This window comes from Desulforamulus aquiferis, from assembly GCF_030577015.1.
GTDB lineage: Bacteria > Bacillota > Desulfotomaculia > Desulfotomaculales > Desulfotomaculaceae > Desulfotomaculum > Desulfotomaculum aquiferis.
Genome location: NZ_JARPTC010000008.1, coordinates 1 through 23,461 on the forward strand (window position 1 = coordinate 1; position 23,461 = coordinate 23,461).

At 48.2% G+C, this 23,461-nt stretch carries 29 protein-coding genes; 27 read left to right on the top strand and 2 right to left on the bottom strand.

Going from position 1 to position 23,461, the window contains the following annotated elements; all coding sequences use genetic code 11:
• The first annotated feature begins 107 nt into the window (after positions 1 to 107).
• From P6N53_RS06140 to P6N53_RS06175, 8 genes are all read left to right on the top strand, one after another.
• Positions 108 to 890, top strand: a complete 783-nt coding sequence (locus tag P6N53_RS06140; protein WP_304541918.1) for a Yip1 family protein — start codon at positions 108 to 110, stop codon at positions 888 to 890.
• Between the two features lie 124 nt (positions 891 to 1,014).
• Positions 1,015 to 1,401 (top strand): response regulator, encoded by a 387-nt coding sequence (locus tag P6N53_RS06145; RefSeq protein ID WP_304541919.1) that lies wholly within the window; start codon positions 1,015 to 1,017, stop codon positions 1,399 to 1,401.
• A gap of 105 nt (positions 1,402 to 1,506) precedes the next feature.
• The gene (locus P6N53_RS06150; protein ID WP_304541920.1) at positions 1,507 to 2,196 is read left to right on the top strand and encodes a hypothetical protein; all 690 of its coding nucleotides are present in this window, start codon (positions 1,507 to 1,509) and stop codon (positions 2,194 to 2,196) included.
• 188 nt (positions 2,197 to 2,384) lie between these two features.
• Positions 2,385 to 3,239, top strand: coding sequence for a class II fructose-1,6-bisphosphate aldolase (locus tag P6N53_RS06155; protein ID WP_304541922.1), 855 nt, complete (start codon positions 2,385 to 2,387; stop codon positions 3,237 to 3,239).
• An 88-nt stretch (positions 3,240 to 3,327) separates the two neighbouring features.
• Entirely contained in the window at positions 3,328 to 3,972 is a 645-nt protein-coding gene (gene fsa / locus P6N53_RS06160) for a fructose-6-phosphate aldolase (protein ID WP_304541923.1), read from the top strand.
• A 111-nt stretch (positions 3,973 to 4,083) separates the two neighbouring features.
• Positions 4,084 to 4,590, top strand: coding sequence for a DUF2062 domain-containing protein (locus tag P6N53_RS06165; RefSeq protein WP_304541924.1), 507 nt, complete (start codon positions 4,084 to 4,086; stop codon positions 4,588 to 4,590).
• Positions 4,591 to 4,658: 68 nt separating this feature from the next.
• The gene (gene rho / locus P6N53_RS06170) at positions 4,659 to 5,987 is read left to right on the top strand and encodes a transcription termination factor Rho (RefSeq protein WP_373323014.1); all 1,329 of its coding nucleotides are present in this window, start codon (positions 4,659 to 4,661) and stop codon (positions 5,985 to 5,987) included.
• A 76-nt stretch (positions 5,988 to 6,063) separates the two neighbouring features.
• Positions 6,064 to 6,990, top strand: coding sequence for a LysM peptidoglycan-binding domain-containing protein (locus tag P6N53_RS06175; protein WP_304541927.1), 927 nt, complete (start codon positions 6,064 to 6,066; stop codon positions 6,988 to 6,990).
• 394 nt (positions 6,991 to 7,384) lie between these two features.
• Here P6N53_RS06175 and P6N53_RS06180 read toward each other — a convergent pair whose 3' ends face one another.
• The gene (locus P6N53_RS06180) at positions 7,385 to 7,711 is read right to left on the bottom strand and encodes a hypothetical protein (RefSeq protein ID WP_304541929.1); all 327 of its coding nucleotides are present in this window, start codon (positions 7,709 to 7,711) and stop codon (positions 7,385 to 7,387) included.
• Between the two features lie 424 nt (positions 7,712 to 8,135).
• Here P6N53_RS06180 and rpmE point away from each other — a divergent pair, with 424 nt between their 5' ends.
• The 3 genes from rpmE (at position 8,136) to prmC (ending at position 10,551) form a co-directional block, all read left to right on the top strand.
• Complete coding sequence (gene rpmE, locus P6N53_RS06185) at positions 8,136 to 8,336, top strand: 50S ribosomal protein L31 (protein ID WP_304541930.1); 201 nt, start codon at positions 8,136 to 8,138, stop codon at positions 8,334 to 8,336.
• A 90-nt stretch (positions 8,337 to 8,426) separates the two neighbouring features.
• Entirely contained in the window at positions 8,427 to 9,497 is a 1,071-nt protein-coding gene (gene prfA, locus P6N53_RS06190; RefSeq protein WP_304541931.1) for a peptide chain release factor 1, read from the top strand.
• A gap of 190 nt (positions 9,498 to 9,687) precedes the next feature.
• Positions 9,688 to 10,551, top strand: a complete 864-nt coding sequence (gene prmC / locus P6N53_RS06195) for a peptide chain release factor N(5)-glutamine methyltransferase (RefSeq protein ID WP_304541934.1) — start codon at positions 9,688 to 9,690, stop codon at positions 10,549 to 10,551.
• An 11-nt stretch (positions 10,552 to 10,562) separates the two neighbouring features.
• On the opposite strand, the gene P6N53_RS06200 is transcribed toward prmC, so the two are convergent.
• Positions 10,563 to 11,330 carry a HoxN/HupN/NixA family nickel/cobalt transporter gene (locus tag P6N53_RS06200; RefSeq protein WP_304541935.1) on the bottom strand — a complete coding sequence of 256 codons (768 nt, stop codon included), beginning with the start codon at positions 11,328 to 11,330 and terminating at the stop codon, positions 10,563 to 10,565.
• Positions 11,331 to 11,477: 147 nt separating this feature from the next.
• Here P6N53_RS06200 and P6N53_RS06205 point away from each other — a divergent pair, with 147 nt between their 5' ends.
• From P6N53_RS06205 to atpG, 16 genes are all read left to right on the top strand, one after another.
• Positions 11,478 to 12,542 (top strand): L-threonylcarbamoyladenylate synthase, encoded by a 1,065-nt coding sequence (locus tag P6N53_RS06205; RefSeq protein ID WP_304541936.1) that lies wholly within the window; start codon positions 11,478 to 11,480, stop codon positions 12,540 to 12,542.
• A 95-nt stretch (positions 12,543 to 12,637) separates the two neighbouring features.
• Entirely contained in the window at positions 12,638 to 13,177 is a 540-nt protein-coding gene (locus P6N53_RS06210) for a manganese efflux pump MntP (RefSeq protein WP_304541937.1), read from the top strand.
• Between the two features lie 154 nt (positions 13,178 to 13,331).
• Entirely contained in the window at positions 13,332 to 13,793 is a 462-nt protein-coding gene (locus tag P6N53_RS06215; RefSeq protein ID WP_304541938.1) for a low molecular weight protein arginine phosphatase, read from the top strand.
• A gap of 69 nt (positions 13,794 to 13,862) precedes the next feature.
• On the top strand, positions 13,863 to 14,318 hold the full coding sequence (rpiB, locus tag P6N53_RS06220) for a ribose 5-phosphate isomerase B (RefSeq protein ID WP_304541939.1): 456 nt from the start codon (positions 13,863 to 13,865) through the stop codon (positions 14,316 to 14,318).
• A 39-nt stretch (positions 14,319 to 14,357) separates the two neighbouring features.
• Positions 14,358 to 15,596 carry a serine hydroxymethyltransferase gene (gene glyA / locus P6N53_RS06225; protein ID WP_304541940.1) on the top strand — a complete coding sequence of 413 codons (1,239 nt, stop codon included), beginning with the start codon at positions 14,358 to 14,360 and terminating at the stop codon, positions 15,594 to 15,596.
• 12 nt (positions 15,597 to 15,608) lie between these two features.
• Positions 15,609 to 16,049, top strand: a complete 441-nt coding sequence (locus P6N53_RS06230) for a deoxycytidylate deaminase (protein WP_304541941.1) — start codon at positions 15,609 to 15,611, stop codon at positions 16,047 to 16,049.
• Between the two features lie 196 nt (positions 16,050 to 16,245).
• Entirely contained in the window at positions 16,246 to 16,557 is a 312-nt protein-coding gene (locus P6N53_RS06235; protein WP_304541942.1) for a MazG-like family protein, read from the top strand.
• A gap of 137 nt (positions 16,558 to 16,694) precedes the next feature.
• Positions 16,695 to 17,846 (top strand): non-hydrolyzing UDP-N-acetylglucosamine 2-epimerase, encoded by a 1,152-nt coding sequence (wecB, locus tag P6N53_RS06240; RefSeq protein ID WP_304541943.1) that lies wholly within the window; start codon positions 16,695 to 16,697, stop codon positions 17,844 to 17,846.
• 226 nt (positions 17,847 to 18,072) lie between these two features.
• Positions 18,073 to 18,303 (top strand): AtpZ/AtpI family protein, encoded by a 231-nt coding sequence (locus tag P6N53_RS06245; protein ID WP_304541944.1) that lies wholly within the window; start codon positions 18,073 to 18,075, stop codon positions 18,301 to 18,303.
• A gap of 4 nt (positions 18,304 to 18,307) precedes the next feature.
• A complete protein-coding gene (locus tag P6N53_RS06250) occupies positions 18,308 to 18,718 on the top strand; it encodes an ATP synthase subunit I (protein ID WP_304541945.1) in 411 nt (136 codons plus the stop codon).
• Between the two features lie 63 nt (positions 18,719 to 18,781).
• Entirely contained in the window at positions 18,782 to 19,516 is a 735-nt protein-coding gene (atpB, locus tag P6N53_RS06255) for a F0F1 ATP synthase subunit A (protein ID WP_304542008.1), read from the top strand.
• Positions 19,517 to 19,623: 107 nt separating this feature from the next.
• Positions 19,624 to 19,854, top strand: coding sequence for a F0F1 ATP synthase subunit C (gene atpE / locus P6N53_RS06260; RefSeq protein WP_304541946.1), 231 nt, complete (start codon positions 19,624 to 19,626; stop codon positions 19,852 to 19,854).
• Between the two features lie 127 nt (positions 19,855 to 19,981).
• Entirely contained in the window at positions 19,982 to 20,476 is a 495-nt protein-coding gene (atpF, locus tag P6N53_RS06265) for a F0F1 ATP synthase subunit B (RefSeq protein WP_304542009.1), read from the top strand.
• Positions 20,470 to 21,015 carry a F0F1 ATP synthase subunit delta gene (locus P6N53_RS06270; protein ID WP_304541947.1) on the top strand — a complete coding sequence of 182 codons (546 nt, stop codon included), beginning with the start codon at positions 20,470 to 20,472 and terminating at the stop codon, positions 21,013 to 21,015. Before atpF ends, P6N53_RS06270 begins: the two co-directional genes overlap by 7 nt.
• Before the next feature lie 21 nt (positions 21,016 to 21,036).
• Positions 21,037 to 22,542, top strand: coding sequence for a F0F1 ATP synthase subunit alpha (atpA, locus tag P6N53_RS06275; RefSeq protein WP_304541948.1), 1,506 nt, complete (start codon positions 21,037 to 21,039; stop codon positions 22,540 to 22,542).
• 40 nt (positions 22,543 to 22,582) lie between these two features.
• The gene (atpG, locus tag P6N53_RS06280; RefSeq protein WP_304541949.1) at positions 22,583 to 23,434 is read left to right on the top strand and encodes an ATP synthase F1 subunit gamma; all 852 of its coding nucleotides are present in this window, start codon (positions 22,583 to 22,585) and stop codon (positions 23,432 to 23,434) included.
• Positions 23,435 to 23,461 lie beyond the last annotated feature (27 nt).

Below are 23,461 nucleotides of genomic sequence, written 5' to 3' on the forward strand. Positions count from 1 at the left end.
CAGGGTCGTTCAAATATACTGCCCATCCCCCTGGAAGGGCTACTACTAATGCCTGACCCCAAGACCACACCCCTACCCATGAATAATTAGGATGGAGGTAAAGTTTATTGACAGACTTCAAAGATAAAAACCTTGAGGAACAGCCCATTAACCCTGCTAAGGAGGAAAATATATCTGATTGCAGCACCGCCGAGGTAGGGGTACAGGAGTATGCCAACCAGGCGGAGGAGGAGAATTATCCACCCCTGAGTTATTACGATATCATCTATGGAGTGCTCTTTGATCCCCTTAAGACAATGGGAAGAATTGCCCAAAATCCTCCCGTGGGAGCCACCTTCCTTATCGTCATAGCCCTGGCCTTGGTGGAACTGCTTACTGGATTATATACATCTGCCTACGGAGGGACAAGAAATCTTGGCCTGGAGATGGGGCTGCCCTTCACCCAAGCAATGATCTTCTCCGAGGCCCTTCGGGCGGCTGCGCCGGTATTAGCCTTTCTGGGGACCATCTTTTATTTTTTAAAGTGGTTCTTTTATAGCGCACTGCTTCATCTATTAGCGGAGTTTTATGGCGGTAACGGCAGGGCCAAGACGGTATTTGTAATGTACGGCCTGGCGGGGCTGCCCGGTGCTCTGCTGATTCCCCTGGAGGTTTTAACAACCCTAGCCATACCGAGAATGGCCACAGTGGTAAACACGATTGGTGGATTAATTGTATTGGTTTGGGGAATTGCACTCCTTACCATCGGTATCCGGGAGGCCCATAAGCTAAGTACAGGCCGTGCCCTGGCCGTTGTTTTCACCCCAGTAGTTGCCCTAATTGTAGTGGTAGTTGTGACAATTGTGGGTGCTTTAACTGCCCTTTCATCCTTTATACCCTCTGGGTGGTAATACCAGTGGAAAAAACTTCTAATTTTTTGCCAATCTAGAAGGGATAAGGCTGTCGGTGTCGAAATCAAATAAACACAGTTTTGTGTGAATTGGTTTGTTATTTAGTAGGGGGTAGCTGAATATAATGGGTAGAGACACTATTGATATTCTCATAGTGGATGATCAGGTGGGAGTTAGACGACTACTCTTTGAGGCACTTTCAGATGAAGGCTATAAGGTTGAAATGGCAGCTTCAGGGGCAGAGGCATTAAATACATTAGCAAGATCCATCCCTTCCCTTATATTTTTAGACATGAAGATGCCGGGCATGACTGGTATCGAGACCCTTCATGAAATTCGGGCTCAATATGGCCAATTGACTGTAGTAATGATGACTGCCTATGGGGACGGGGAGATTGTGAATCAGAGCAGAGTACTTGGTGTTGAGCATTACCTGAATAAGCCCTTCGATCTGAATGATGTTCGCCATTTAGCTAAATTGCTAGTCTCTAACAATAAGGAGAGCGCCTAGTTTAAGTAGGAGATTAGTTCATAACCGGCTCTGTATTTCAGAGTAGAAAAAAAGGAATTTAATCATCGGTGGCGAACTCTTTTAGCTAAAGAGGAGGTTATAGCGGTGCTGTTAACCACTGTCACCACGTTAGCTATTAGATGCCCGGAATGCGGGGCTTTAGAATTTCATAGCCTTTCACGCTTTGGCCTTGCTGGCAGGGGAAACATGCAGGTAACATGTTCCTGTGGTGCATTTCTATTGGGCATTGCCCGTAAGAAAAAGCACGGCTATTGGCTGCAGATTCCCTGTGTCATTTGTGAGACAAAGCATCTCCGTGAGGTTTCCGGTAGCCGCCTCTGGTCTGGAGAGGTCATTTACCTGACCTGCTCGGATTCTGGCTTAGAGCTTGGTTTTGTGGGCCGGGCAGAAGAGGTCAAGAAGCTGGCCCAAACCCTGGATACAGGTTTGGAAACACTGATGGATGAGATTGGGTATGATGAATACTTTAATAATCCTGAGGTTATGCATCAGGTAATGCAGTGTCTCCAAGAAATTGCCGATAATGGTGGGCTGTTTTGTCAATGCGGCAACCAGCGCATCGAAGTGGATGTTTTTTTAGACAGGCTGGAGCTCCATTGCAAAGAATGCGACAGCATTAATATAGTGTATGCTGAAACGGAAGAAGACCTGAGAGTAATTGAGCAGGTGGAAACCATTGAACTGGCCAGGCACGGCTTTAAATGCCTGGACAGCGTATCAAATTCCAACAAGCCTGCAAAAAAGACCCGGCGAAAGCGGAATAAACAGCAGTAGCAACATAATTCCGGGCTACTAGGGCCATACTGTCTATGACTCTTGCTTTTGGGATATAACCGTTCTTCCGCCGGAATATGGTTCCTGAACCCTAGCTTGGCACCAGTTCGTCGGCTTAGACGCGGTCCAAGCTTTTTCTGTTTTTATGGGCATAATAATTATATAAAAAATGAGGAGGGCTTAATAAGATGCCATTAGTTCCTGTTACCGAATTATTAAAAAAAGCCGAAGAGGGCAAATATGCCGTAGGTGCTTTTAACGTAAACAATATGGAGATAGTACAGGCTATCCTGGCAGCAGCCGAAGCGGAAAAAGCTCCTGTAATTATGCAGGCAAGCCAGGGAGCTATTAAATATGCTGGCATTGAGTACATCTTCACCTTGGCCAACCTAGCCGCCAGCCAGGCCACTGTGCCGGTTGCCCTGCACCTGGACCATGGTACAAGCTTTGAACAGTGCATGAAGTGCATCCGGGTAGGCTTTAGCTCCGTAATGATCGACGGTTCCAAGCTGCCCTTGGAAGAAAACATTGCCCTAACAAACAGGGTTTTAGATGTGGCCAGAGCAACCGGAGTATCCGTTGAAGCGGAGCTAGGTAAAATTGGTGGGACTGAGGATGACATCCATGTTGATGAAAAGGATGCCTTTTTCACAGACCCAGAAGAGGCCCGGTATTTTGTAGAAAAGACCGGTGTAGATTCCCTGGCTATTGCCATCGGTACAGCCCATGGTCAGTACAAGGGTGTTCCCAAGCTTGACTTTGCCCGCCTGGAAAAGATAGCCGGTCTGGTTAACATCCCTATCGTTTTACACGGCTCCTCGGGTGTTCCCGATGAAGCGGTACAGCAGGCAATTTCCCTGGGTGTTCGCAAGGTAAACATTGACACCAACATCCGGGAGGCCTTTGTTTACGCCTGCAGACAAGTCATAGAAAAAGATGCCAAGGAAATCGATCCCCGCAAAGTCCTTGGCCCAGCCAGGGAAGCTGCCACCCAAGTCATCCGCGAAAAAATTCGCGTCTTCGGCAGCTCGGGAAAGGCCTAGGCTTATACTGAGGACATCGGGGACCTGCCTGAGCAAATACTGCAGGACGGAAAAGGAATACTTATAAGCAGAGCGGGAGGGTACTAACATGCTTTTGTTTTTAGACACTGCCAATGTTGATGAAATCAGGGCTGCTTACTCCCTGGGCGTTATTTCTGGAGTAACTACTAATCCATCCCTGATAGCCAAGGAAGGTCGGGATTTTGCTGAGGTGGTTAGGGAGATTGCCTCTATAGTAGACGGGCCTATCAGCGCCGAGGCGATTAGCCTGGATGCCGAGGGGATGCTTAAAGAGGCGGTAGAGCTAGCGGCCATTCATACTAATATTGTGGTGAAGCTGCCCATGACTCCAGAGGGACTAAAGGCAACCAAGGCCTGCTCCCAAAGGGGAATCAAGACCAATGTCACCCTGATATTCTCTGCGAATCAGGCCCTATTGGCAGCAAGGGCAGGTGCCACCTATGTGAGCCCCTTCGTGGGGCGTCTTGACGATATTGGCCACGACGGGATAGGGCTTATTTATGAAATAGTAGAGATTTTTGATAACTACGACCTGGATACACAAATAATCTCAGCCAGCATTCGCCATCCACTACACGCACTTCAGTCCGCCAAGGCCGGTGCCCATATTGCCACCATACCCTACAAGGTACTGCTGCAAATGACCAAGCACCCCCTTACGGATAAAGGAATTGATGCCTTCCTGGCAGACTGGGCGACCCTCCAAAAGTGAGTCAAGGGACGATCCTTTGACTCATACCTTAATGCCAACTTGACTGCTGCCGATGCCGGGTCTATACTAAAGGTTAAGACCCGGCAAGGGTTGTTCTTTGGAGGAGTCCAAGTGGCTAGATATTTCAGACATGTTATTTGCAGATGCAAGGAAGCTTGGCAGCAACTGCTTGATTTACCGGAAGCTCCACAATATGTGGCCAAGGGGATTGCCTTGGGATTTGCCTTTGGATTCCTGCCCATTCCTATTATTAATATTCCCCTTTCATACTTAGTTGCAAAATCCCTTCGTGTGCATGCAGTTGCTGCAGCTCTAACTGTTTGCCTTTTCAAGCCAATCATGCCAATTTACCTTACCTTGAATATCCTTACAGGAAGATTATTAATGGGCGGAGAAAGAAGTCCACTACCTATTAATATTAATCCTATCATTGAGATACCTCTCTTACACAAGGCCCTAATTTTAATTAAAGATTTGGGAGTGCCCTTCCTGGCTGGAAGTGTTGTAAATGCTGCGCTCGCCGGGATTATTGTATATTTCATCGCCCACAGAATTCTTTTAAGCCGCCAACAGTTCAAAAAAAAACCTAGCTTGGCAAAGGCGAATAAAACCATATAACCCTGGTTATACAGTTAAGTAGAACAAATAAAGGTGGTATTGACTTGTCAGAGATTCAGAAACCTGCCATGACCCAGGCGGAATTTGAGGCTAAAACCATGCGTGAATTATATGCCATGGCCCGGGAATTGGAGATACCAGGTTATTATAAGCTCAGAAAAAAAGAACTCATCTTTGAGATAACCAAGCTGCAAACCCAGAAAAGCGGGGTTTCCCTGGCCGGTGGGGTACTAGAAATTTTGCCTGACGGCTATGGCTTTTTGAGGCCATCGACCTATGTGCCAAGTAATGATGACATATATGTCTCTGTGTCCCAGATACGCAGATTTGACCTGCGGACAGGTGATATGGTCTTTGGGCAGGTGCGCAAGCCTAAGGATAACGAACGTTACTACGGACTTCTAAGGGTAGAGCAGGTAAACGGCAACAATCCTGACTTGGCTACGGGACGTATGCATTTTGAAGGACTTACCCCCCTATATCCCCAAGAACGTATTAAGCTGGAAACCGAAGCCTATAAAATTTCCACCAGGATAATCGACCTTATCTCTCCCCTGGGAAAAGGTCAGCGTGGTCTCATCGTTGCCCCTCCAAAAGCCGGTAAAACAATCTTGATTAAAGAAATTGCCAATAGCATCACTACTAACCACCCGGAGACTGAGCTGTTTATATTATTAATTGACGAAAGGCCGGAGGAAGTTACCGATATTGAACGTTCCGTTAAGGCTGAGGTTGTTAGCTCCACCTTCGATGAGCCGCCGGATAACCACGTAAAGGCCTCTGAAATGGTGTTGGAGAGGGCTAAACGTTTGGTGGAGAGCGGCAAAGACGTGGTTATTTTGCTGGACAGCATCACCAGGCTGGCCAGAGCCCACAACCTGGTTATCCCCCCCAGTGGACGGACACTTTCCGGGGGTGTGGATCCCGCTGCACTGCACAAGCCTAAGCGCTTCTTTGGAGCTGCCCGGAATATGGAGGAAGGCGGCAGCCTCACCATCCTAGCCACAGCACTGGTCGAAACCGGCAGCCGGATGGATGATGTTATATTTGAGGAATTTAAAGGTACCGGCAATATGGAGCTGATTTTGGATCGGAAGCTTGCGGATCGCCGTCTCTTCCCGGCCATAGATATTCAGCGCTCCGGCACTCGCCGGGAAGATTTACTCTTTTCCCGGGATGAATTGGAATATGCCTGGAGCCTAAGACGGGCCATCGCCAATATGACCCCCATTGAATCCTTGGAAAACCTCCTGGATCGGATTAAACACACCCGGACAAATGCAGAAATGCTCTATGATTTTAAACCAAAGCCCCGGGTCCAAGCCTCACCGGAACCTGAATTGCAGGTAAAAAGACAATACCGTCGGAGAACAGCCGTTGAGCCACAACAACAATAAACTTGCCAATTAATGTATAAAGCACCATTACTTCGGGTAAACTGCTAATAGTTTGTTTTACTCGAGGTGATTTTTTATGAAATTAAACATAACTAAGAAAAAAGTAATTGCGGTTTTGGCTGCTTCCATAATTACCAGCTCAGCCTTTGGAGTGATGCCGGTTAATGCAGGTCCTGACGAGGTTATCAGTCAGGATGGCATCTATACACCACCGGTGGCCCAGCAGGAAATTATTAATGAGGTTAAGCCTGCGGCCAAGGTAGCCAGGGTGGAAATAGAATATAAGGTACGCCCAGGGGATAATCTTTGGAGTATTGCCGAGCGTTCCGGTGTTTCCATAGCAAAGCTGGCCCAGGCCAATAATCTGAGTCAAGAGGAACTGATTTTTGCCGGTCAAACCATTACTATTCCCGGATCCTCTGCAACCTATCACCAGGTGGTCAGCGGGGAAACCCTTTCCCATATTGCTGCCCAATATGGTGTGGATGTAAGGGAGCTAATGCAGGCCAATAACCTGACAAACGCGGACTTTATCAGGATAGGTATGAGATTAACTGTTCCTGGGGAAGTGGCGGAGGAGGCTGTTCCTACTTCCGGTACCCAGTATGGTAAAATCCAAATTGGTGGTTGGGCTTGGCCGGTGGCGGGGGAAATAACCTCCCTCTTCGGTATTCGAGGCGATCGTCCCCATGAGGGACTTGATATTGGTGCCGGGGAAGGGGCGGTAATATCTGCTACCGAGGCAGGTACGGTGGTTTGGTCTGCCCCTAGGGGTACCTATGGCCTTACGGTAATTCTGGATCACGGCAACGGTATAAGATCCCTTTATGCCCACTGCTCCAGCTTACTTGTACATGAAGGTCAGCAGGTCAAGAGGGATCAACCCATCGCCAGGGTAGGCAACACCGGTAATTCCCAGGGGCCTCACCTGCATATGGAAATTCTGCGCCAGGGTGTTCCTCTGGACCCCTTGCTGTTCCTTAGGGAAAGGCTTTTTGGATAAGAACAAAAAAATCCCCCATCCATTGATGGGGGCATTTTTATTTATTAAGTTATCCGTAACGCCGTCCCTGTGTTCCCGTCAAATGAGTTTTATTACTTAAGACTCGCTGTCCAACTGCTTCCGGAGGCAGTATATATAAGCGCTTTAGTTGATGGGAAAAGGCCTTGGGCCCTATGTCTCTTCCAGGGTTGGGGGCGTCTCTCAAAAAAGGTTTTGCAAGCTGCGGCCCTTTGACTTGGCTACTATGGGCAATGCAGCGCCGAAAGAATTTAAGTGAACCTTTTATTTGGGACATAAGGAAGGTAAAAAATAAATCAGTAAAACAAGATGACCGCCGGTTTGTCGGCTATAAATGGGCAGATAAGAGGTGCCCTAAAAAAGTGCGGACTATCATTTAAGTTCCATCACGGGTAAAGAGAGCATCACATCCTTTCAATAGTTTAACAAATTCTTGTCTTGTTGGTGGTCTGGGATTACCAGGGTCCCCTGACATGGTTGGAGCAGCGATCTTAACTAGCCCTCCTGGGGGACCTAACGAATCACCTGGACTAACCCAGGGCTTCGCTGCACCAACCTGTACGGAATCTCCCGTTATACTCAGGTGGTCCGGTTTGCCCGGTGGTGGTTTCACCCCCTCTTCTTTGAACATTCTGCTTGGTGGACCGGATGGCCAGGTTATATTGTTACTGATGTCTTCAGGTATATGTTTGATGTAGGACATCTAAATCGCCTCCCTCAGCAGTGTCAAAGAGGACCAAATATTCAGTTGTAGTAAGCCTGCCTATAATTCCAGGGCTGTCAGTGGAGCAAATACTCCCGGCGGAGGTATATCTCATCCCCGTAGACTAAGCTTCTGGGCGCAGGCATATACCAAATTTTGGTATATAAACTATATACGCCACCTGTTTTCAAATACCTTTTTTTGGAAATAATATTTTTATAAATATTTTTGAATACAAATTTGAGTTTTTTTGGGAAACTGGGCGGCTGAAAAACTTTCTTGCGGCACTTGCCCATCTATGCTATAATATCGACGTATGTTTATAGGCAAAGATAACTTTGACCTTATACTATCATACATAACCATTGATAGTATAAATAGCCCGCAGGCATTTAGCATTCGAGAAAGAAGGTGAGTTTGTCCAATGAAAGAAAAGATCCATCCCAAGTATAATGAAGTTGAAGTTCGCTGCGTTTGCGGGAACACCTTCACCACCGGTTCCACCAAAAAGGAAATCAAAGTGGAAATATGCTCCAACTGCCATCCCTTCTACACGGGGGCTCAGCGTCAAATAGAAGTTGGTGGCCGGGCCGACAAGTTCCGTAAGAAATACGGCTTGAAATAGCTAACTTAGCAGAGCAGGGGCTCTGCTATTTCTTTATATACACTAAGGAGCAAAGCCTTTAATGCAGTCCATAAGGATGGTGACACATAAGTGTTAGATAAGCTCCAGGCATTGGAAGATAAATATGAACAACTGGAGGCTCAGGTAAGTGATCCTGAGATTATTGCCGATAGGGTAAAATGGCAGCAATTAGTTAAGGCCCATTCGGATTTGGGAGATGTGGTGCAAGCCTTTCGGGAGTACAAAAAAGTGCTCTCGGGTATAGAAGATTCCAAAGCAATGCTGGAAGATAAGCTTGAGCCCGACTTCAAAGAGATGGTGGAGTTGGAGATTGATGAGCTAGAAGAAAAAAAGGTAGAGCTGGAAAATAAGCTAAAGGTTCTGCTGCTGCCTAAGGACCCCAATGATGATAAGAACGTGGTTGTGGAAATCCGTGGCGGCACCGGGGGAGACGAGGCTGCTTTATTCGCCGGAGATCTGTTTAGGATGTACTCCCGCTATGCCGAGCGTAAGGGCTGGCGTATTGAGGTAATGGAGGCCAACGAAACAGACCTGGGTGGATTTAAGGAGGTTACCTTTGTTATTGAGGGTAAGGGTGCCTACAGTAACCTGAAGTTTGAAAGCGGGGCACACCGGGTTCAACGGGTGCCGGCCACCGAAAGCGGCGGGCGCATTCACACCTCTGCGGCAACTGTGGCAGTCATGCCAGAGGCCGAGGAGGTTGATATCGATATCAATCCCAATGATATTAGAATAGATTTATTCTGCGCCAGCGGTCCCGGAGGTCAGTGTGTAAACACCACCCAGTCTGCGGTGCGCCTTACCCACATCCCCACCGGGACAGTGGTATCCTGCCAGGACGAAAAGTCCCAGCACAAGAATAAAGATAAGGCCATGCGTGTTTTAAGGGCAAGGATTCTGGATAAGGCCATAGAAGAGCAGCAGAAGGCCATTGCCGGTACCCGCAAGTCCCTGGTGGGCAGCGGCGACCGCAGTGAGCGTATCCGCACCTACAACTTCCCCCAGAACAGGGTAACGGACCACCGCATTGGCCTGACCCTGCATCGCTTAGAATATATACTCCAGGGGGATATGGACGAAATTATCGAAGCCCTAATTACAACCGACCAGGCAGAACGGCTAAAGGCGGTTGAAGAGTAGATGGGTGCTTTAGGGTAGCCTTTTGAGGGCTAAAAGGGGTTTTTCTTTGGGGTCTCGCCTTGGGCGGGGCCCTTTGCTTGTGTGCGGAGGGCTTGGTTTTTTGACTTATTTGGCTTGTTCTATTATATTTTAATGGCTGGCTTATCAAATAAAGGCTTCAAAATATTTAAAGGGAAATTGGAGAAGTGCCATGAACGTACAAGGGGCTTTGAAAGTGGGTAGAGTATATCTTAGGGAGCGGGGAATTGGTTCCTGTGATATTGATGCCAGGGTTTTGTTGTCAAGGGTTACTGGATTGGACCATACGGGTATTTTATTGAATGGTGATAGGGTGCTTTCTGGAGGAGAACGGGAGGATTATAGTAGGTTATTGGAGCGGAGGGCCGAGGGGGAGCCGGTGGCTTATCTGGTCGGAGGTAAGGAGTTTATGGGGCTGGACTTTATGGTTAGCCCGGCGGTACTGATTCCTAGGCCGGATACAGAGCTGATGGTGGAGAAGGCGATTGAACTCCTGAAGGAAGGGAAAATCAATCTCCTGGTTGTCGATGTGGGGACCGGCAGTGGAGCCATTGCTATAAGCTTGGCTTATTTAGTTCCAGAACTCCTTGTGCATTGTGTTGATATATCTGCCGATGCCCTGGAGGTGGCAGCTAAAAATGCAGAGTTAAATGGGGTTGCCCAAAGGGTAAAGCTCCACCAGGGAAATCTGCTTGCTTCCCTTCCCCAGGAACTTTTAGACAAAGTGGGACTAATAACCGCCAACCTACCCTATATACCAACGGAAGACATTCATGGCCTGATGCCAGATGTAAAAAACTATGAGCCTCATTTAGCCCTAGACGGGGGAGCTGACGGCTTAGACCTATATCGGCAGATTCTACCCGCCGCCCAGGCCTTCCTCCAACCAGGCGGCCACCTTCTCATGGAGATAGGCCCCGGACAGGGAGAAGCCACCCTGGCCATACTCCCTGAGGAAACCTGGCAGGGCAAACTGTACCATGACCTGGCAAATCGCGAACGATTGGTGGTAGCGACGAAAGCTTTAGCAGTATAAGCCGAGGTAACTTAGCCCAGCCCAACCACCGCACTATACGTGGTCACCAGCCCGATGGCACAAATTAATGCTCCACTCAGCCTGGACAAGTTACCCCAGGCCTTGTTATTGAACAGGCCTCCTGCCATGGAAGAGATCTTTACAAAGACTAGTCCTACGGACACCAGGGCAATGGCTCCGCCGATGCCAAAGGCAAATACCAGGGCAAGCCCCGTCATCAGTGCGCCGCTGCTGACTGATAAAAGAAGGATGGCCAGGGCGCTTGGACAGGGCATTAGGCCGTTGGTAAAGCCCAGTAGCAGGATATCTAGTAAACTACCGGGGCGATTTAAGCTTTTTCTGGAGAGCTTACTGCCAGACAGCCTGCCGGAGGATAACTGGCTGGTAAAAAACCTTCCTTTAATAGGGCCGGCAGGGAAGCCTTGATGATGGGTATGTCCACAGCCGCAGCCGCAGGTGGTGTTCTTGCGGAGCAGCATGCGCAGGCCCACCAGCACAATGATCGCCCCGGAAATGAGCTTTAACCAGAGCTCCATTTGCTCCTGAGGTATTTCAGTGCTATTGATAGCTATGGTGGCGGCAGAATGGGCCATGAAGGCCATTACTACTATAACTAAAGTGTGTGTAATGGCAGAGGTTAACCCCAATAACACAGCATCACTGGAACGTCCCCGGGACATGACCAGATAGGCTCCCATAATACTTTTCCCATGTCCTGGCTCCAGGGCATGCAGTGCCCCAATCCCCAGGGCCGACCCAAAATACAACCAGAAATCCAATGCCTGTACCCCCTTGATTTGTGGTATTCCGTTGGTTGGCTTGTATATAGAACTTATTCGGCGGGGGCGGGAAATTATTCCTCATTACTGGATATGCGGAAAAGAAATATGATATACTGTCCCGGTAAAGGACGGAGATAAAGCTATATGGAAACAAAGGCAACGACAATAAGGAAGGTTAGTCCGACGAGGCCAGAGCCGGAAATTATAAGTTGGGCTGCGGACATACTAACAAAGGGCGGGCTGGTGGCCTTTCCCACTGAAACAGTCTACGGGCTAGGGGCCAACGGCCTCGACCCAAATTCCGTGGCCGGTATATATGGGGCCAAAGGGAGACCTTCGGACAATCCCCTAATATTACACGTATCCCATCCGGACCAGGTGGACAAACTTAGCACACTGAATAAAATTGCAAAACAGCTAATGGAGAAATTTTGGCCAGGTCCCCTTACTTTGGTGCTGCCCAAAAAACCAGGCATACCGGCAGAAGTAACGGGAGGGCTGGATACTGTGGCGGTAAGGATGCCAAACCATCCGGTGGCCCTTGCCCTCATTGGGGCAGCGGGGGTTCCGGTGGCGGCACCAAGCGCAAATAGGTCCGGCAGGCCCAGCCCTACAACGGCAGAGCATGTACATACGGATTTAGCGGGGCGGATAGATGCTATTTTGGATGGTGGACAGGCGGGAATGGGTGTGGAGTCAACGGTGCTTGATTTAACTTCTGAGATACCCATTATCCTGCGACCGGGCGGGGTGACCTTTGAACAGCTTCAGGAGTTTTTAGACTCGGTAACAATAGATCCATCGGTGCTTGGGGAGAGGCTCCCGGAGAACATGGCCCCCAGATCGCCTGGGATGAAATACCTCCACTATGCACCCTCGGCCAGTCTCCTTCTCTTTGAGGGCAAGGGGGAAGGCAAACTCCGGTTAATCACGGAGAGGGCCGAAAAATTAATGGGCCAGGGGCTAAGGGTAGGGATTTTGGCCACAGAGGAAAATGCCGGGAGGTATCCAGGGGAGGCCATAGTACTGGAGCTGGGCTCTAGCCTATCCCCTGAAGCTGCTGCCTCGGTACTCTTTGGACGTTTGAGGGATTTTGATCGCCTGAAGGTGGATGTTATCCTAGCCGAAGGCTTAGAAACCAGGGGCATGGGATTGGCTGTAATGAATCGCCTGCGGAGAGCGGCAAGGGAAGTTATAGGATGCAGCTAATACTTTAGTAATATGATATGCTATTTTCATCCTTTGGGACATACATATTAGCCTAGGGATATATCTACCAGTGATACCTAAGGATGGTGGAATAATTGAGTTTGCTAACTCTACTGGCCCTGGCGGTGGCTTTAGGGTCAGATGCCTTTTCGTTATGTGTGGGCATTGGCATGGCCGGTGTAAATAAACGGCAGATTGCCATAATCAGCCTGACGGTTCTGGTCTTTCATATTTTCATGCCTCTTTTGGGGTGGTACGCGGGAGGATTCCTCGGCGAAAGGATTGGTCGAGCGGCAGGTATTGCTGGGGCAGCCTTGCTGGTCTACCTGGGTGTCAAAATGATTTGGGATGTATATAAGGCCGAGAACGAAGGTCCCCACTTTGTAATAACCAATACGGGGGGACTGCTGCTCCTTTCTGCCAGCGTTAGCTTGGATGCCCTTAGTGTAGGGTTTACCCTGGGTACCCAGCAGGTTTCCTTACTCCTGGCAGCAGGAATAATAGGGTTGGTGGCAGGTCTTATGACCTTGGCCGGTCTGACCCTGGGCAAATATATTGGCGGGTGGATTGGTGACAAGGCCCAGTTGGTTGGCGGCGTCATACTGGCAGGCATAGGCATCAAACTATTTTTTTAGTCAAAACAAATATTCCTTTTTCCTGTATACATATATCCTTTGACAGGAAATACAGTATAGCTTGTAGAAATGTAATAAACTGTCCGTTAGAAGCGGGCAGTTTTTCTTATGGCCTTTACCATCCCTGGGAATAATAGCACCAAGGAGTGGAACTATGGAAAAGAAAGTACTTTTTATTTGCACAGGAAATACCTGCCGCAGCAGCATGGCCGAAGGCCTAGCCAAAGCCCTGGCTGCCCAGAAGCATATTGAGGGAGTTAGCTTCTCCTCTGCCGGGACCATGGCCTGGCCTGGTGAAGGGGCTGCCGACAATGCCATCAAAACACTATCGGAGCAAGGAATTGAAATTTCCGGGCACAGGGCTAGGCCCCTAACGCCGGAATTGATCTGCCGGGCAGACCTTGTGTTAACCATGACTGCTGCTCACCAGGAGCAGGTTCTTAGCATGGTCCCGGAGGCAGAAGGGAAAGTCTTTACCCTAGGTTCCTATGCCGGTATCAAAGGAGACATACCAGATCCCTTCGGCAGTTCCTTAGAAAACTATCGATTTTGTGCCGGGGAGATGAAAAAAATGATTGCCCTGGCCCTGGAAAAACTAAAAAAACAATCCTCATAGGGAGAAAAATAGAGGATAAGATAGATTTATGGAGAATGACCAATTATCTATTGCTTGGAGGAAGAAAAATTGGAAAAAATTACAGTTGTAGTGGGCAGCGACCATGCAGGCTTTGAGATGAAGGAAAAAATATGTGCTTACCTGGAAGGTAGGGGTATTTCCGTTCAAGATATGGGCTGTAACAGCACAGAATCCTGTGATTACCCCGACTTCGCCCTGGCGGTGGGAGAAAAGATTCGCTCGGGTGCCTGCCAGAAAGGCATTCTAGTATGCGGCTCAGGGGTTGGCATGGCTATTGCCGCCAACAAGGTGCCGGGCATCAGGGCTGCTAATATCTTTGATCCGGTGATTGCAGGGCTGGCCAGGGAACATAATGATATAAATGTACTGACCCTGGGCTCCAGATTTCTGGATTTGCAGAAGGCCGTAGAGATTGTAGATAAATTTATGAGCACAGAGTTTGCCGGTGACCGCCATGCAAAGAGGGTTAACAAAATCGCTGATATAGAAAAGAAATATTCTTGATATAAATTACCATCTAAAAAGAAGAGGAGATGTTAAAAAATGTACAAAGGAATCCTTGCCCAAACCGATCCCGAGCTGGCCAGGGCCATAGAATTGGAGCTTTTGCGCCAGCAAAGAAATATTGAGCTCATTGCCTCGGAAAACTTTGTCAGCCCAGCGGTATTAGAGGCCCAAGGCTCAGTCCTTACCAATAAATATGCCGAGGGCTATCCCGGCAAGCGCTATTACGGTGGTTGCGAATTTGTAGATATAGCAGAAAGCCTGGCTATTGCCAGGGCTAAAGAGATATTTGGAGCAGACCATGCCAACGTTCAGCCCCATTCCGGTGCCCAGGCAAATTTTGCTGTATATTTTGCCCTCCTGACACCCGGCGATAAAATACTGGGTATGAACCTGGCCCACGGCGGTCACCTGACCCATGGCAGCCCGGTGAATGTTTCCGGAAAATATTTTAATGTGGTGGCCTACGGTGTGGAGGAAGAAACCGGCCAAATAGATTATGACAAGCTTCGTCAGATAGCCCTGCAGGAAAAGCCCAGGATGATCGTGGCAGGGGCCAGTGCCTATCCCAGGGCCATTGACTTTAAACGTATTGGTGAAATAGCTAAGGAAATCGATGCCTACCTCTTTGTAGACATGGCCCATATCGCCGGATTGGTGGCGGCCGGCCTGCACCAAAATCCGGTGCCCTATGCAGATGTAGTAACCACCACCACCCACAAAACCTTAAGGGGACCCAGGGGCGGCATGATTCTCTGCAAGGAGCAATACGCCCAAATGATGGATAAGGCCATCTTCCCCGGCAGTCAGGGTGGTCCGCTGATGCACGTTATAGCCGCCAAGGCTGCGGCCTTTGGCGAAGCCCTTAAGCCTGAGTTTAAGGCCTACCAGCAGCAAATCATCAACAACGCCCAGGCCTTGGCCCAGGGCTTAATGACCCGCGGCATAAACCTGGTATCCGGCGGTACCGACAATCACCTAATGCTGGTAGACCTCCGGGGTACAGGAATCACGGGTAAGGTTGCTGAAAAGCTTCTGGACGAGGTTCATGTAACCTGCAACAAAAACGCCATTCCCTTCGACCCGGAAAAGCCCTTCGTTACCAGCGGCATCCGCCTGGGAACTCCCGCAGTAACCACCAGAGGCTTTAAAGAGGCCGACATGGATACCATAGCTGAAATCATCACCAGCACCCTGAAAAACCCAGAGGACGAAGCTGTAAAAGATCGTGCCAGGGCGATGGTTAAGGAGCTGTGCGATAAGTATCCGCTGTACTAAGGGGGGAGTAGCATGCGCCCCTCCTGGGACGAATATTTTATGGAAATTGCCAGGGTGGCTGCCACCAGATCAACATGTCTGCGCCGGAAGGTCGGCGCAGCCCTTGTTAAGGACAAAAGAATCTTAACAACCGGGTACAACGGGGCGCCCGCTGGTCTTAACCATTGTCTTGACATTGGCTGCCTAAGGGCAGCCATGGAAATTCCCTCCGGCCAGAGACATGAGCTTTGCAGAGGACTCCATGCCGAACAAAACGCCCTTATTCAGGCAGCGGTACACGGCATACCTATCCAGGGCAGTATCATATTTGTTACACACCAGCCCTGTGTTCTGTGTGCTAAAATGATAGTAAACGCAGGTATTCGCAAAGTGGTCTTTGCGGGGGATTACCCGGATGAACTTTCCTTGGAGATATTTAAAGAAGCAGATATAGAGCTTCAGAGGTTTTCCTAAAGGTCAGAAAGATTCTGGCCTTTTTCACTTGGCTAGGAGCTAAAGACAGTTACAAAATTAAAACCCATAGAAAAATTTAATTATACATGCAGGATTAGCTAAATTTATGCCTAATGTCTAATAATTGTGGGTATCGACATATTAAAAAACTCAAAGCTAAAGAAGTAATTACTCTTTTTCCTGGAGGTTTTATTTTATGCTCACTAAAAATATCTCTCTCCCTAAGCTAAACAACCTATCCCCTACCATGGAATCTACCGCCCTCAAGCTCATGGAAGAAGCAGGCGAACTAGCCCAGGCCATCGGAAAACTCCGAGGCATGAGTGGTGAGCAAGCCCTCTGTGAGGAAAAAGAAGTAATGGAGCTAATCACCAAGGAACTCCTGGACGTGGCCCAAACCGCCGTCAGCATGATGTTTGTGCTGGAGGAACAATACGGAATCAACATCGAGCAGGCTAAGGAGCAACATGTTGAGAAGCTTGCCAAAAAAGGCTATATAAACGTATAAGAAATTGATATACAATATCGGATGTAAACTTTTATGGAAAAAAGCAGAATAGGTCCGGGCAAGACCCGGAAAACTAGCTACTAGCCAGGGCAGGACAAGAAATAATACAGAACCCCTTTTTAACCCGGAGGTAACCAATGATCAAAGTATTAACCATATTTGGCACACGCCCGGAAGCCATCAAAATGGCCCCTTTAGTCCAAGAGCTAGGTAACCGGGGTGACAAAATACAATCCTACGTAGCCGTAACAGCTCAACACAGAGAAATGCTGGATCAGGTATTAGACCTGTTCAATATAGTCCCAGACTATGATTTAAACATCATGCAGCAGGGACAGACCCTATATGACGTAACCACCAGGGCCTTGGAAGGGCTTAAGGACGTACTAATAAAAAGCAACCCGGATCTGGTTTTAGTCCATGGGGACACCACCACCACCTTTGTGGCAGCTCTGGCAGCCTATTATAGGCAGATACCGGTGGGGCACGTAGAGGCGGGGCTTCGGACCCATAATAAATATTCCCCCTTCCCCGAGGAAATGAACAGGCACCTTACCGGGGCATTGGCTGAGTTTCATTTTGCACCTACAGAGAAGGCCATGCAGAACCTAGTGAAGGAAAATACCAATCCCGACAATATTTTTGTGACGGGAAACACCGTAATTGATGCCCTGAAGGCAACGGTCAAAGAAAATTATGTATTTTCTGATCCGTTCCTGAATAATATAGATTTCGTGGGGCAGCGTGTCCTTTTGGTAACAACCCACAGGCGTGAAAACCTGGGTGAACCCATGAGGGCAATCTTTCAGGCCCTGAGAGAGATTGTGGAGACCCACCCCGATGTGGCTGTGGTTTTCCCGGTTCATAAAAATCCGGCGGTACGTCGGGTAGTAAGTGAAGTGTTAGGCAATCTGCCAAGGGTACACCTGATAGAGCCATTGCATTATGAACCCTTTATCAACCTGATGCAGCGCTGCTACCTGGTGCTGACTGACTCCGGGGGCATGCAGGAGGAAGCTCCCTCCCTTGGTAAGCCGGTGCTGGTGCTCCGGGACACCACCGAACGACCTGAGGCAGTGGATGCCGGGACAGTAAAGCTGGTAGGTACTGGCAGGGAGGCTGTACTTGCCGAAACTAAGCGCCTCCTGAATGACAAACAGGCCTATAAAGCAATGGCTGAAGCGATCAATCCCTATGGTGATGGAAGGGCCTCCAAGAGGATTGCCGATTTCGTTTGTTACAAGTTTCATTTGTCAGATCAACAACCGCAAGAATTTTTAGTCAAATAAATACCACTAAATGTCAGTGCTGACAAAATAAAACTAAGTTATTAAAAAATTATTTAAAAAATTAAGCAAAATGACAATTTGGTTGGAGGAATAACGGCAACTTTGTAGAAGATATATCAAAAATAGCGTATGATGCATGTAAAAAAATTTCCAACCCGCCAAAGGGCATTGTGAATTTTAGTATTTAATAAAAGCTAAAGTAAAAATAAAGGATGCGAATCAGGCCATGGGTGAAAACGGTAAGGGAAATCCCCTAAGGGCTATGGCCTTGGCCTCGTCCATCAGTGTAGAAATAGCGGCAGGTACCGTCATGGGATATTTTTCCGGGCGGTGGCTTGATAGTAAATTAGGCACCGATCCTTGGCTGATGATAGTAGGCCTGCTCCTGGGGTTAGCCGGGGGAATGTGGGGGATTATACTCACGCTGGAGGCCTTTAACAAGAAGGACAAGGGGTGAACCAATGCTGGGAACCGAGATTAGAGTAGAAGATCAGTACATGCGCACAGTGAGATCGACCGCCCTGGTAGTAATCGCTGTGGCTATCATGCTGATAATGGATTTCCAGAACCCGGTTTATAGAGGACTATTTATCGGTTCCTTAGTCAGTTTGCAAAATGTTGTCATATTAAGTCGGAATATTAAAAAAATCGCACAAATAACCGATACAAGACAGGCAATTCCATATGTGAACAGGGGCTTTTTCTTTAGACTCATCATTATCATGGCCACCCTGTGGTTGTCTATCAGAATTCCTAGTATCAGCGTACATGCCGCAGCGGTAGGCTTGTTTGTTGCCCCGGCACTCTCAATTACAGACCTGCTTATAAGGGTGATTAAAGAGAGAGTCCTTCATCAGAGTCTCTCTCGTTAATAAAGTTAAACAATATAAACGAGAAGGGGGTGAAAATGCGTGGCTGCTGAAGGGCATCATGATATGCTACACCATGTTGAAGAGCAACTAAACTTCTGGAACATACCGTTGTTTACTGACTACGATAAGTACTGGCAAGTATTTGGCCTTAGCATCAGTCCTAGGACCATGATTATGACCTGGATTGCTATGGCTCTAGTATTGCTCTTTGCCTGGGCCTGTACCAGAAAACTGGATGTAAGGAAACCAGGAAAGGGACAGGTTCTTTATGAGTTGCTCTATGATTTCATGGGTGGGCAGGTTCTGGCCAACATGGGTCATAAGAGAGGGGCGCCCCTTGTTAATATAGTATTTACTTTCTTTATTACTATAATATTTATGAACCTGTTGGGACTAATACCCTCCCTTGCATCACCGACCGCAGATAAAAATACCACATTTGGTCTGGCGTTGATAGTAGTGTTCCTAATCCATTTCTATGCTATCAAGTACAATGGAATCGGGGGGCACATCAAGCACTATTTCCAACCATACAAAGTCTTTGTAATCTTACACCTGGTAGAAGAAATTGCCAAACCAGTAACTATGGCCTTTCGTCTATACGGGAACATCTTCGCCGGTGAGGTACTTATAGCTGTACTACTTGGTCTGATACCCGCCTCGGCATACTTATTCGGTGCTTTCATACCGTCAGTTATCTGGCTTGGCTTCAGCGTATTCGTAGGTTTTGTTCAAGCCTTTGTATTCTGTATGCTGACAATTGCCTATATTTCTCAGATGGCAGCGGAACACCACTAATCCTTTGGGGTGTCAGGTAATTCACAATACATTAATCAATTAGGTATTGTACTGACACAAAAGAACAAGTGTTTATAAAAATTATTTTTTGAAAGGAGGGGAAATGAATGGATGTTGCTGCAGCTGCTGCTTTAGGAACCGGTATTGCTGTAGGTCTGGCCGCTCTGGGTGGTGCCGTTGGTAACGGTCTCGTTACCGGTAAAACCGTTGAGTCCATTGCCCGTCAACCCGAACTTAGAGGTAACCTTCTTACCACCATGTTTATCTCTGTAGGTCTAATCGAAGCTATTCCCATTATTGCCGTAGTTATCGCCTTCATGCTGTTTGGCAAACTGTAAGCCGTTATTTTAATTTGTTTTTTATGGACAGGGGGCGATGTGGCGGGCTTATCGCTATGACCAAGCCCGCAATCGCCTTTCCTATTGTCCGCTTAGACAGGAAGGAGGGGAATTTGTGGAGGGTTTAATTACTAGCTTGAACTTTAACGGAACTCTGTTTGCCCAGATGTTCAACTTCCTGGTCTTATTAGTCCTGCTACGGGTGTTTGCCTACAAGCCCTTTATGAATGTGCTGGAAAAGCGTAGGGAACTTATTGAAAGCAGCATCTCTGCAGCTGAAGAAGATAAAAAGCAGGCAGAACAACTGCGTGCCTCCTTACAAGCTGACTTGAAGCGTTCACGTGAAGAAGCTGCCGACGTTATGGCCCGTGCTACTAAATCTGCCGAGGATCAAGCTCAGCAGATTATAGAAGCAGCTAAAACAGAAGCGAATCGTGTTAAAGATTCAGCTCTGGCAGAAATCCAGCGGGAAAAGGAAAAGGCTGTGGCCGAACTGAGAGATCAGGTAGCTACACTCTCCATTTTAGTAGCTGGCAAAATTATTGAGCAGAAAATTAACGATGACATCCAAAAGGACCTGGTTAACAAATTTGTTAAAGAGGCAGGGGATCTGCCATGTTAAGAGGGGCCGTGGCCAGACGTTATGCCCAGGCCCTATATGAAATTGGCGAAGCCACCAATAGCCTTGAAGTTCTGGAAAAGGAATTAAAGGAAGTGGCCGAGACAGTTGAAGGGTCCCGGGAGCTCCAAAAGGTGTTATATCACCCTCAAGTTTTGCCTACTGAAAAGAAAAAGATTTTAAAAGCAATTTTTGGTGCTGAATACTCTGCCGAAGCCATGAAATTCCTTGGCTTGCTGGTAGAAAAGCGCCGGGAAAATTATATTGTGGGTATTGCTGCCGAGTTTGTTGCTCTGGCCAACAAAGCCCGCAACACCGCAGCTGCCAGCATTACCTCGGCAGTTGAGCTTAGTGAAGAAAACAAACAAGAACTTCTAAAAGTACTGGCTAAGCTGTCCGGCAAAGAAGTTAGCCCAACCTTTGAGGTGGATCCTTCCCTTATTGGCGGCGTAGTAGTACGTGTTGGTGATAAAGTAATTGACGGAAGCATTAAAACCCGTCTTGCTACCCTGAAATCACGCCTCATGTCAAAAACCAGTTAATAGATAGGGGTGAACCAGTAGATGAATTTGCGACCTGAAGAGATCAGCTCGATCATTAGGCAGCAAATCGACAAATACGAGGCCCAGGTTGAAGTATCTGACGTGGGAACCGTTATCCAGGTCGGCGATGGTATCGCCCGTGTTTATGGCCTCGAGGATTGCATGTCTGCAGAACTATTAGAGTTCACAGGCGGTACTCTCGGTATGGCCCTTAACCTGGAGGAAGATAACATCGGTTGCGTTATTATGGGTCCCTATACCCATATTAAAGAAGGCGACCCTGTTAAGCGTACTGGACGTATTATCTCCGTTCCAGTAGGCGATGCTCTAATTGGTCGTGTTGTTAACCCATTGGGCCAGCCCATCGACGGCAAAGGCCCCATTAAAACAGATAAATACCGTGCTACCGAGCGTATTGCTCCCGGCGTTATTACCCGTAAATCAGTTTCCGTTCCTCTGCAGACAGGTATCAAGGCTGTTGACGCCATGGTTCCCATCGGCCGCGGACAGCGTGAATTGATCATCGGTGACCGCCAGACCGGTAAAACTGCTGTTGCAGTAGATGCCATCATCAACCAAAAGGGTCAGGACGTTATCTGTATCTACGTAGCCGTAGGTCAGAAGGCTTCCACCGTTGCCGGTGTAGTACAAACCTTGGAAGCTAACGGTGCCATGGAATACTCCATCGTAGTAGCCGCTAACGCTTCTGAGCCTTCCCCACTGCTCTACCTGGCACCTTATGCCGGTTGCGCCATGGGCGAAGAATTTATGGATAACGGCAAGGACGTTCTAATTGTATACGATGACCTGTCCAAGCAGGCCGCCGCTTACCGCGAATTGTCCCTGCTGCTGCGCCGTCCTCCCGGACGTGAAGCATTCCCTGGTGACGTATTCTATCTACACTCCCGCCTGTTAGAGCGTGCAGCCCGCCTGAACGAAGATTTCGGTGGCGGCTCCCTGACTGCTCTGCCAATCATTGAGACCCAGGCCGGTGACGTGTCTGCATACATCCCTACCAACGTTATCTCCATTACCGACGGACAGATCTTCCTGGAGTCTGACCTGTTTAACGCCGGTCAGCGTCCTGCGATTTCCGTAGGTTTGTCAGTATCCCGGGTTGGTGGTGCTGCACAAATTAAAGCCATGAAGCAGGTTGCCGGTCAGCTTCGTCTGGACCTGGCCCAGTATCGTGAATTGGCTGCCTTCGCCCAGTTCGGTTCTGACCTGGATAAAGCTACCCAGGCCCGTCTGAATCGTGGTGCCCGTACAGTACAAATCCTGAAGCAGGGTCAGTACAAGCCTTACCCTGTTGAAGAGCAAGTTGTAATTATCTTTGCAGCTGTTAAAGGCTTCATTGATGATATTGATATCAACCGTGTAGGCGCCTTCGAAGAAGGCTTCATCAACTACATGCGTTCCAGCAAGTCTGATATCCTGAAGGCTATCAAGACCGACAAGGAAATCAAGCCCGAGACCGATGCCAAGTTACAGGCAGCCATCGAAGAGTTTAAGAAGTCCTTTGCTTAAGAATACTTAAGTTAAAGGAAGTAAGGTGGTGATTTAGTAGATGGCCAGTGCGCAAGATATTAGGCGCCGGATTAAGAGTGTTAAGAATACCCAACAAATCACCAAAGCGATGAAGATGGTTGCTGCTGCAAAGCTGCGTCGTGCTCAAGAGTCAGTTGTATCTGCCCGTCCCTTTGCTACAAAAATCAAAGAGGTTCTGGGCCGAGTAGCTGCTGCCAGTGCAGGTGCCAGTCACCCGCTTCTTGAAGTACGTGAGGTCAAAAAGACTTGCTACGTGGTAATTTCCGCGGACCGTGGTCTTTGTGGTGGCTTTAATGCCAACGTGCTGCGGAAAGCTTCTAATGCAATTAAGGATCCTAAGAGCTCCGCTATTGTAGGGGTTGGACGTAAGTCCAGGGATTTCTTTAATCGCCGTGGCTATGAAATGGCAGCTTCCTTCGTTGGTTTAGGTGAAAATATTCAGTTCTTCCAGGCCAAAGAGATAGCTAAGTTTGTTATAGACAAATACATTGCTGGTGACTTTGACGAAGTTTATCTGGTATTTAGTGAATTCGTTAACGTTCTTACCCAGCGTCCGGTTGCAGTGAAACTGCTGCCTGTAGAGTCTCCTGCAGACGAATCTAAGGGACCAAAGGTGGAGTACATCTTTGAACCCTCTGCTGAGGCCGTTTTGGCGGATTTATTACCCACATATGTAGAAACAACGGTTTTCCGTGCTATGCTGGAAGCTAAGGCCGGCGAGCAGGGTGCCCGTATGACTGCAATGGATTCCGCTACTAAGAATGCCAAGGATATGATTAATAAATTAACCCTGTCCTTGAACCGTGCCCGTCAGGCTGCCATCACCAAGGAAATTTCCGAGATTGTTGGCGGTGCAGCGGCACTGGAATAAAAAAGAGGTTTTAAAATCTGACTGCAA